Here is an 8,504-nt window from a genome sequence, read left to right on the forward strand (position 1 = left end):
GTCGGAGTCGGGTAGTTTACTACGGAGATTTCTCCAGGGGGTTCGCGATTCTGCGACTGGATCCTTTGTTGATGAGGGGAGACAATAGACGAGAGTAGTAGCAGGGAAAAGGTTAAAAAACCTGCCTTGGCACTGTAAAACTCAGCAGGAGATTGCGTATGAGCGCTTTTGCCCAAGCTCCCAAAAAGTGTGTTTCCGCCGCCTTCAAAGAAGAGGGCAAGCTGCAAGAGTGTATCCAGCGGCTTTTGAACCGTGGCATTCCCAACGATTGCATCTCCATTATTGGCCGCAACTTTCAAACCGAAGCCAAAATTACCGGGTTTATCACCCGCAAAGAGGTGGTTCTGGACGGTCTGACCAATGGGGCCATCTATGGATCCCTGTTCGGATCCCTGCTGGGGCTGCTCACTGGCGTGGGGGTGCTGTTCATTCCCTTTTTGGGGGCAGTGGTGGCCGCTGGGCCTCTGGGAGCCGCTTTGTTGGGGGCAACGGGCGGCGCTTTGTACGGAGCACTGGGAGCGGGCCTGGGATCCGCCCTGATTGCCTTGGGTATGCCGCAGGAGAAAGCCGCCATCTACCAAACCCGGGTACAGGCGGGCGAGTTCTTGTTGGTGGTGCAAGTACCGGAAGAGAAGTCGGGCGAAATTTACTTGCTGCTGCAGAGTGCTGGCGGAGAGGAAGTTTCCATTGCCGACTTGAACTTGCCCGGTGAGCCAGAGGGAGACTTAACCCCAGAGAGCATCTCGCCGGAAATCCGCGCTGACCTCTCGGAAGAAGCGCAGCAAACCTTTGTGGAAGCCTACAACCAAGCCAAACAAGAGAGCAATAACTCCACCCATGCACTCCTCAAAGCTTGGGAAAAGGTCAAGCAAATTTTCACACGAGATGAGAAAGGGATCTTCTCCAAACACAAGCCCTAGCCCAAAAAGTTTCCGAAGTAGCGAGAGCACAGTAAAGCGCCATCTCGCCGCTCTGCCTGTACGTGTTCTGGGTCTGCTCCAATTTTTTAGCTGCAACCTTATATCCTGAGAATAGCCCGAAAAACTCTAACCTAACCTTGCAGGGGTGAGCCTATGGCTGCGAGTGACTTCAAGGATTATTACAAGATCCTGGGCGTCAGCAGAGATGCCTCTGCCGAGGAAATCAAGCGCGTCTATCGCAAGCTGGCCCGCCAGTATCACCCCGATGTCAACCCTGGGAATAAGGCGGCAGAGGAGCGCTTCAAGGAGATCAACGAAGCCTACGAGGTGCTCTCTGATCCAGAGAAGCGGCGGCGCTACGACCAGTTTGGGCAGTACTGGCAGCGGGTGGGTACTGGTTCTGCTGCTGGAATGCCCGGCATGGAGGGCTTCGCCCAATACGCCAGCTTCGAGGAGTTTATCAACGAGCTGCTGGGCCGTATGGGCTCCCGCCGCAGCGGGTTCCAGGGCTTCGCCGGCGGCTTTGGGCCGTTTGTTTCGGTGGATTTGCCGGGGCAGGATGTGGAGGGCACTCTGGGTCTCAGCTGGGCAGAAGCTTTCCACGGCACCCAGAAACGGCTGAACCTAGATGGAGAAACGCTAACTATCCGCATTCCCCCCGGCGCTAAGCCGGGCAGTCGCATCCGCGTCAAGGGCAAAGGCCAGGTCAGCCCCTTTGGCGGGCCAAGAGGGGATCTCTACCTCACTTTGGAGCTGCCCCCCCATCCCTTCTTCCGCTTTGACGGAGACAACCTGCTCTGCGAGCTGCCCATTACTCCTGACGAGGCGGCTTTGGGAGGGACGGCGGAAGTTCCCACCCCTACGGGTCGCGTGCAACTGAGGATCCCTGCCGGGGTAGACAGCGGCCAAACCCTGCGGCTGCGGGGCCAAGGCTGGCGGGATCCCCAAGGCCAGCGGAGCGACCTGCTGGTGCGGCTGAAGGTGGTGGCGCCCAAATCCCTTTCCCAGACCGAACGGGATCTCTACGAAAAGCTGCGGCAAAGCCGTAGCTGGGATCCCCGCGCCCACTTGCAGGAGGTGAGTCTATGAGTTTGGCCATTGTGCGGGTAGAAGAACGGCTCTATACCTTCGAGCAGGCCACGGAACTGCTGGGGATCCCTCCCCACCTGCTGGAATGGCTGCTGGCCCAAGGCTTAGTGGAGGCCGAGAGCAGCTACCTGACCCCCCAACAGCTCAGGCGGTTGTTGCAAATGAGCCGCCTACACCGAGACTTGGGGCTTAACTGGACGGGGGCAGCGATGGTCTTGGACATGGCTCAGGAAATTGCCCGGCTCAGGGGGCAACTGCGCCACTACCGCGGATTTTGAGGCTGCCCAGCCAACCCATCAAGGAGATAAACTTCGATGAACCCTATGGAACAGATCATCCGACGTAGCCAAGTGGTGGGCCTGCTGGCCCTCGATGGCAGCACTGCTACCGCCTTGGGTACCGTAGAAGAAATCTGGGTTGACCCAACAGGGCGGGTATGCTACTTCACCAGCCAGCAGGGGTACACCCCCCTGGAGCAGATTTCTCTCATCGGGCCAGACGCGCTGCTGACCTACTCCACCGTTTTTGCTACCCCCCTAACCCCCATCAGCTCTCTTTACCGTCGCACAGTGCGCATTGGGAATCGAGAGGTCGGCTGGATTGAGGATTTTCTCTTTGACTGGGAGACCGGATCCATTGCCGCTTATATTCTGGGTGGCAGCATTGCCGAGCCTTGGGGGGGGCGCGCCGTTCTCCTGCCTGAGGATGTGGAAGCCATTGATGTGGACGCGGTGGTGGTTAAGGAGGATGCTCCGCAGCGGCTGAAATCGGAAGCAGAAGGCTTGAAGAACTTTTGGAGCGAAAAATCTCGGCAGGTGAAACAGCTTATCCAGCGCATGGGGGATCGCCTCAAGGCGTTGGTTGGCCCACAGGATCCGCCGGAGGTGGTGCGCGTTAAGGTGAAGCAGGTGCGGGACGAGCTGGCCAAAGGGGGCAAGTTCGATCTCTCCCTACTGGACGAGGCGGCAGAGTTTCTGCAACACAAGTGGGAAACCTGGCAACATCGCCTCAGCCGCGCCGCTCAGCGCATGCAGGCTGCCCTTCAGGCTGCTTGGGAGAAGCTGACCGAATAGCAAAGAATGACTCTGCAACCTCTGGCCTGCGGTCGCCTCAGATGCTGCACATTTGCTTCCCAACTGCTTCCCAACTCCCCTCTTCCTCTGGGAAAGGGGCTGGGGGGCAACAGCATGAGGTGCTTGGGGAGTCCGTCCCACTGCTCGACCGGAACTGTTGCAAGCCAGTCCTCGACCAAACCCAGCTGACGGACGGCGGCTTTTTCGGCTACGATCTAAGATCGCTGTCAATGCTCGGATCAGGTTTCAAGACCCCCGCAGGGCACCTGTACGGCAGGGAGAAAGATGACTTACGCAATTGTGGAAACCGGCGGTAAGCAGCTTTGGGTGGAGCCGGGGCGTTTTTACGAGGTCGATCGCCTGGCGGAAGTGGAGGAGAACAGCCCCTTCGATTTGTCTCGTGTGCTGTTGATCAACCACGAGGGACAAATCACGTTGGGGCATCCCTACGTTTCGGAGGCGGTCGTCAGGGCACGGGTTTTACAGCATCGGCGCGGCGATAAAATCATCGTCTACAAGATGAGGCCAAAGAAAAAGACCCGCAAAAAGAGGGGTCATCGGCAACCGCTGACCCGTCTGCTGATCGAGTCTATTGAACTCAATGGGGTGCCCCTAGCCACGGCACCATCCCGTACGGAAGCGGCTCCAGAGTCTAACCCAGAGGCAGCCCCTTCGGCAGCGGCGACAGGGATCCCTGCGGATGAGGAATAAACTCTGAACTCAGGTGTCCTGAATCCCGATTTTTTTATCTCGTTTCTGTTGATCACGCAGTTGCATAGGAGGCGTCATGGCTCATAAGAAGGGAACGGGCAGCACTCGCAACGGTCGAGATTCCAATGCCAAGCGGCTGGGGGTGAAGCGCTATGGGGGCGAGCTGGTGCATCCCGGCCACATTCTGGTCAGGCAGCGGGGCACCAAGTTTCACCCAGGGGTGAACGTGCGCATCGGCGGCGACGACACCTTGTATTCTGTGGTCACCGGTATTGTGACTTTTGAGCGCTATGGCAAGTGGCGGCAAAAGGTGAGTGTCTACCCAGCTGAGGTGGCTGCCCAGTAGGGAAAGGCCCAGCTTTGAAACTGCCTGGGAGAGTTTCTTCCGCAAGAGAAGATTCTCGCTTCTGTCGACCAAGCTGCTTGCCGGGCTGAAAACTGTCTGCTCCAGAGCAGACAGGGTTTTGCTGTTGCTGATTCCTGAACTTTTTTCGTTCTTGAGGATTGGGGCCAGCCGGAAGAGAAGAGGAGCTAGGGATCCCTGCCCCTTCGAGGGCGAAAATGGCAAAAGCGTGGAAGGCAGAAAGCTGATGCGGGTGTATTTGTTTCGCTGGGCAGGGTTGCTTCACCTCATTGCCGGGGTGATGTACCTCTACTGGCGACTGACAGCCGGGTTGATGGATTTGGGATCCCTTTTGTTTTGGGGGGCAGAGCTGTATGTTTGGCTGGCGGCGGTGGGCTTTACCCTCAGCCGCTATCCCCAGGTGCCGAGAGAGACGCTCCCATCCCCAGAGGTCCTGCGGCGGTCGTTTTTCCAGTTACCGCGAGTGGATGTGCTGGTGCTGCGCCGGTGGGATTCTCTGGAGGCAACCCGGCAAACAGTGCTTTCGGCTCTGCACCTCGACTACCCTTGGGAGCGGTTGTTTGTCCACATTGTGGATCGGGTAGAGGATGAGGAGATGGCCAAGGCGGCCCGGGCCATTCCCTGCGAATACTGGGCCTGCCCTAGCCCCACAGCCGACCCCCTGGCTTATGCAATGGGATCCCCTCATATCCAAGGGGAGTATCTGCTCCTAGTACAGCCGGGCCATTTTCTCGAGCGGGACTTCCTGTGGCAGACCTTGCCCCACTTTTACGACTCGCCGGAGCGGGCTCCAATTGTCAACCGAACTGGCTTTGTGCAGGCAATGCTGCGCACCCTAGGCCAGCCCAGAGCCGTTCACCCACTGCAGCAGCTCTTGGCGGTGGGATCCCAGGGCTACCAGGCGGCACCCCTGTTGGGTTCTGGCTGTCTCATCCGGCGGGCAGCCTTGGAGGGGATCCCGCGGATCGACATTCGTCGCCCTGTGCAGTTGGGGTGTCAGATGCACTGCCGCGGCTGGCAGTCTCAATTGGTTCGCCAAACCCAGGTTACGGGTGTTTTGTTGCCCTTGCGCAACCGCCGCGTTGCTTTGCTGGCTTTGTTTTCGGCCTTGAGGGAAAATCCCTTCTGGGGCAAGCCGACCACGCAGCAGCAGCGCTTTCAATACCTGTGGCTGGCCCTCTGGGCTGCCGGTGGGATGGCGGAGCTGGTCTACTTGGCGGTGCCGATGGTCTTTCTCTGCACAGGGTGGATGCCGGTGCCGGCTTTCAACCGGGTCTTCTTCGCGTGGTTTTTGCCTTATGCTCTCCTAGGGCGCATCAGTTGGCTCTTGGCCTTTCCCCCGCATTTGTGGGGGGCAGCTTGGCAGTCGGAACGGCAGACGGGCAGCCAGTTTTTTCAGTCCATCCAGGCGCTGGTGCAAAGTCTGCAGGGAGTGCCCCCCTATCCCGAGCAGCCTTCCCAGCTCTCCTTAGGACCTCAGGCTCTGGCTATTGTGCTGACTTTTCTGGCTATGGGGGTGGGATCCCTGCGTTCTGCCGGCAGTTGGGATCCCTCTTGGCCTGAGCTGCTGTTTGGCTTGGTCTGGGCCTTCTACAACCTGATGATCCTGACGGTGCGCCCCGACGATCACGATTTTGCCGGCTTTGCTTTTCCCAGCAGCAGCGCCGCTGCGGCGACAGAAGAGAGCGCCGACCCATAGGCTGCCAAGCCAAGACAAGTTCATCGCAAAACCAAATCCCCACATCCATTCAGCTGCTGCATGGATGAAATGGCAGGCTGCCGCGGCAGATGGTGGGCAAACGCTATGCTGTGAGAAGTGTAGGATAAGTGGATCGGCACAGGTTGTCTCCAACTCTCCGGGGAGGTGTACCGGTGGAGAGGGGGGATCCCTGGCCAAGTCGCCCCTCCTGTTTGCAGGATTGAACGCGGTCTTCTAGGTTCAGAACGACACACCTGTGGAGTCAGAGAGACCCCCCCTTCGACTGCTCCCCCTGGGTACGGATCCCTGGCAGCAGGGCTGTGCCTATTGGCTGGAGATGGGATCCCACCGTTTGCTTCTCGATTGCGGGTTGCCCGCTCCTGCCCTCTTTAAGGCTCTGCCAGGGATCCCGGATGCGGTAATCTGCAGCCATGCTCACTTTGACCATGTGCAAGGGCTACCTGCTTTTCATCGTCGTTACCCTCAGGTACCTCTCTACGCCACGCCGGTGACTGCTCATTTGGCCGCTGGTCTGTGGGAGTGTGGCGTTTGGCCAGGCTACGACCGGGACATTCGCTTTCCCCCCTTTCGGGCGCTGCCTTTGGGCCGGGCGCGAGAGATTTTGCCCCATCTGATGCTCACTTTCTTTGCGGCTGGGCATCTGCCGGGAGCGGCGGCAACCCTGCTGCAAAATACCCAAACCACTCCGGCCCAAGCCTGCGTGTACACGGGCGACTGTTCCCTGGCCTCAACTCGCTTTGCCCCCGGCTTGGATCTCATTGCTTTGCGCCACTGGCAGCCGGACGTGTTGCTCATCGAGGCTTCGCTGGGATCCACCCGCCATCCACCCCGTCGTCACCTGGAAAATCGCCTGGTGGAGCGGTTGCTCAGCGCCTTGGAAGCGGGGCAAACGGTGCTGTTTCCCCTGCCAGTGTTGGGGTTGGGGCAGGAGCTGATCTTTCTCCTCAAAGCCCACCACCGCTTTACCCAAGCCCCCCAAGAGCTCAAGATATGGGTGGCGCCGGGGCTGGCGGCAGGCTGCAATCTCTACGAGCGCTTGCTCACCTACCTGCCGGAGCCGGTGCGCAATTTCGCCACCTATCAGCCTTTGTTCTGGGAAGACCGCCTGCAGCCGCGGGTTCAGCCCCTTACCGAAGCGGATCCTCTGCCCCAAGGCTTGCTGCTGTGCGACGCCGATGCTGGGCCTGAGGCTTGGGATCCAATTTGGTCGAGGTTGTTGGCCCAACCGCAGCGCTCCTGTCTGCTGGTGCGGCTGCCAGAGGTGGAACTGGCTACCCCGTTTGAGCGTTGGCCGGCGCCGCTGCGCTCCCGCATTGCCGTTGAATGGATAACCTGGCACAGCCACAACGATGTCGGGCATCTCACCCAGATCATCCACACCTTTCGCCCCCAGCATTTGGTCTTGGTTCACGCCGACCCCAAGCAGGCTCAAGATCTGGCGGATCTGCCGGAGCTGTGCAATCGCTACCATGTCCACTGCCCTCAGCCTGGGCATTGGCTGGAGTTGCCCGATGGGCACCTACAAACCCCAGTTAGGCTCGCGGAGCTGAAGGCCGGTTCCCCCGCCGAGATCAGGGATCCCGCTGTGCGCTACGAGGGGGAGGTGGAAGAAGTTTGGCAGGAGCAGGGCTCGCCGCGGGCTTTGGCGGGGGTACAGGTGCGTCTGCCGCCCCAGATTACCCAGGATCCCCGTTGGCCGGCCTGGGCCGATACCGGCCTGGTGGAAGCCCGCTGGCAGGGATCCGAACTGGTGCTGCGCGGCCTTTCTCCACGGGAGCTGATCCGCCCGGCAGAGGCTGCCCCTTCTCCAGCAGGGATCGTGCCGCGTCCAAAACAGCCTTCTGTATCCAGTCATCACGGTGGCAAAAAGTGCCAAACTTGTCGCTTTGCCCGCCAGATCTTGACTTCCCAAGCCCAAGCCTTTCGCTGCGATCAGGAGCGTTCCCCCCTCTACCGCCTCAGGGTGGATCCCCAGGGGAGCTGCCCCTACCATCAGCCGCAGGAGATCCGCTCTTCCGGTTAGCCGTCAAGCCAGGGAAGCCCAAAGGCTAGAATGGGGCAAGTCGCGGTGCCAACCATGCTTGAGCAAGATTCCTGGGCAAATCATCGCCGTGGGCCGGTCGGATCCCTGGAGCGCCCAGCCGAGGCCTTGGCTGCGGCCAGCCCGCCCGTAGTGCAGATGGTTGGGGTGAGCAAAGTCTATCCACTGCCGGAGGGCAGTTTTCAGGCCCTCTACGATATCGACTTGGCGATCCAGCCGGGAGAGTATTGCGCCATTATGGGGCCCTCTGGATCCGGCAAATCCACCCTGATGAACCTCATCGGCTGCTTGGATCGGCCCAGCTCAGGGCGCTACTGGCTGGATGGGGTGGAAGTTTCCACCCTGACCGATCGCGATTTGGCCCACATTCGCAACCAAAAAATCGGCTTTGTCTTCCAGCAGTTCCATCTCCTGCCCGTCCTGACAGCGCTGGAGAACGTCATGCTGCCCTTGGCCTATGCTGGGATCCCGGAGCCGGAGCAACGCCGGCGGGCCAAGCAAGCCCTAGAACAAGTAGGCTTGGGGAGCAAACTGCAGCAGCGTCCGGCCCAACTCTCCGGCGGCCAGCAGCAGCGGGTGGCGATTG

General features: G+C 59.8%; 9 protein-coding genes. All 9 read left to right on the forward strand.

The window, feature by feature from the left end; genetic code table 11:
* Positions 1-158: 158 nt before the first annotated feature.
* On the forward strand, positions 159-920 hold the full coding sequence (locus tag NW819_RS12370; RefSeq protein WP_414413926.1) for a ChaB family protein: 762 nt from the start codon (positions 159-161) through the stop codon (positions 918-920).
* Between the two features lie 153 nt (positions 921-1,073).
* A complete protein-coding gene (locus NW819_RS12375) occupies positions 1,074-2,009 on the forward strand; it encodes a DnaJ C-terminal domain-containing protein (protein WP_011432386.1) in 936 nt (311 codons plus the stop codon).
* Positions 2,006-2,287, forward strand: coding sequence for a chaperone modulator CbpM (locus NW819_RS12380; RefSeq protein WP_011432385.1), 282 nt, complete (start codon positions 2,006-2,008; stop codon positions 2,285-2,287). Before NW819_RS12375 ends, NW819_RS12380 begins: the two co-directional genes overlap by 4 nt.
* A 36-nt stretch (positions 2,288-2,323) precedes the next feature.
* The gene (locus tag NW819_RS12385; RefSeq protein ID WP_414413927.1) at positions 2,324-3,082 is read left to right on the forward strand and encodes a photosystem reaction center subunit H; all 759 of its coding nucleotides are present in this window, start codon (positions 2,324-2,326) and stop codon (positions 3,080-3,082) included.
* 285 nt (positions 3,083-3,367) lie between these two features.
* Positions 3,368-3,793, forward strand: coding sequence for a 50S ribosomal protein L21 (rplU, locus tag NW819_RS12390; RefSeq protein ID WP_011432383.1), 426 nt, complete (start codon positions 3,368-3,370; stop codon positions 3,791-3,793).
* Positions 3,794-3,869: 76 nt separating this feature from the next.
* The gene (gene rpmA, locus NW819_RS12395; protein ID WP_011432382.1) at positions 3,870-4,139 is read left to right on the forward strand and encodes a 50S ribosomal protein L27; all 270 of its coding nucleotides are present in this window, start codon (positions 3,870-3,872) and stop codon (positions 4,137-4,139) included.
* A gap of 226 nt (positions 4,140-4,365) precedes the next feature.
* The gene (locus NW819_RS12400; protein WP_414413928.1) at positions 4,366-5,856 is read left to right on the forward strand and encodes a cellulose synthase; all 1,491 of its coding nucleotides are present in this window, start codon (positions 4,366-4,368) and stop codon (positions 5,854-5,856) included.
* Between the two features lie 256 nt (positions 5,857-6,112).
* Positions 6,113-7,900: an MBL fold metallo-hydrolase gene (locus tag NW819_RS12405; RefSeq protein ID WP_414413929.1), complete on the forward strand. Its 1,788-nt coding sequence runs from the start codon at positions 6,113-6,115 to the stop codon at positions 7,898-7,900.
* A gap of 54 nt (positions 7,901-7,954) precedes the next feature.
* A partial coding sequence (locus NW819_RS12410) for an ABC transporter ATP-binding protein (protein ID WP_414413930.1) occupies positions 7,955-8,504 on the forward strand: 550 nt, incomplete at its 3' end.

This window comes from Synechococcus sp. R8-2 (assembly GCF_047461715.1).
In the GTDB taxonomy this organism is placed as follows: Bacteria; Cyanobacteriota; Cyanobacteriia; order Thermostichales; family Thermostichaceae; genus Thermostichus.